This is a genomic window from Rhodoferax sp. GW821-FHT09E07 (assembly GCF_059416145.1).
The window spans coordinates 1-1,232 of record NZ_JBWKOP010000016.1; the positions used below are offsets into that span (position 1 = coordinate 1).

A 1,232-nucleotide genomic window follows, 5' to 3' on the forward strand; every position below is an offset into this window, starting at 1 on the left:
TGAATCGCCCCGGGTTTTGTAGACACCTGATAACCTCAATTCCAAGAGGTAGAAGTGTTTATGAACAAACAAACGAAGTTCCCTGAGGAGTTCAAGATTGAAGCGGCCAAGCAGGTCACTGAGCGCGGTCACCGGGTAGCCGAAGTTGCGGCAAGACTGGGGGTCAGCCAACACAGCCTGTACGTTTGGATTAAGCGCTACAGGCAGCCTCCCCAGGCACGTGCAGCACAGGACTCCCAGTCCGACGAATTGCGCCGCCTCAAGGCTGAACTCAAGCGCGTCACCGAAGAGCGCGACATCCTAAAAAAAGCCGCCGCGTACTTTGCCAAACAGTCCGGGTGAGGTACGCGTTCATTCAGGAGCACAGTAAGTTGTGGCCCGTGCGGCGCATGTGCAAAGTGCTGCAAGTGCATCCCAGCGGGTTCTATGCCTGGCAGCAGGCGCCTATGTCTGAACGCGGCAAGGACGACCAGCGGGTCTTGGGGCTTATCAAGCAGTCCTGGTTGGAGAGCGGCGCTGTGTATGGCTACCGCAAAGTCACCAGCGACCTGCGCGATTTGGGGGAAGCTTGCGGCAAGCACCGCGTGGCACGCCTGATGCGCAATGAGGGCCTGCGCTCCAAGACCGGCTATGGCCGTCGCCCTGGTGGTCGCGCTGGCAAGCCCTCGGAGGTATCGCCCAACCATCTGCAGCGCCAGTTCGATGTACTGGAGCCCAACAAGGTATGGGTCACCGACATCACCTACCTGCGTACCCACGAGGGCTGGTTGTTCCTGGCAGTGGTCATGGACCTGTTCTCGCGCCAGATAGTCGGCTGGTCCATGAACGAGCGCATCACCAGCGAGCTGGCACTCAACGCGCTGTTGATGGCAGTTTGGCGGCGCAAGCCCAAAGCGCAGGTCATGGTGCATTCAGACCAGGGAAGCCAGTTCAGCAGCTACGACTGGCAAGACTTCCTTAAAGCACACAACCTGCTGGGCAGCATGAGCCGGCGGGGCAACTGCCATGACAACGCGGTGGCAGAGAGTTTCTTCCAACTGCTCAAGCGTGAGCGCATCAAGCGCAAGACCTACACAACCAGAGAGGAGGCCCGCCAGGACGTCTTTGATTACATCGAAATGTTTTATAACCCCAAGCGCAGGCACAGCCATGCAAATGACCTGTCTCCTGTAGAGTTCGAGAAGCAATATTTCCTGAGACTCAGGTCTGTCTAGGAAACCCGGGGCGATTCA

1 protein-coding gene is annotated in these 1,232 nt (G+C 58.0%); it reads left to right on the forward strand.

The window, feature by feature from the left end:
- Positions 1 to 60 precede the first annotated feature (60 nt).
- A protein-coding gene (locus tag AC07OE_RS20315; protein ID WP_495072374.1) for an IS3 family transposase occupies positions 61 to 1,214 on the forward strand; the annotation gives its coding sequence in 2 pieces (ribosomal slippage) (positions 61 to 301 and positions 301 to 1,214; 1,155 coding nt in all).
- Positions 1,215 to 1,232 lie beyond the last annotated feature (18 nt).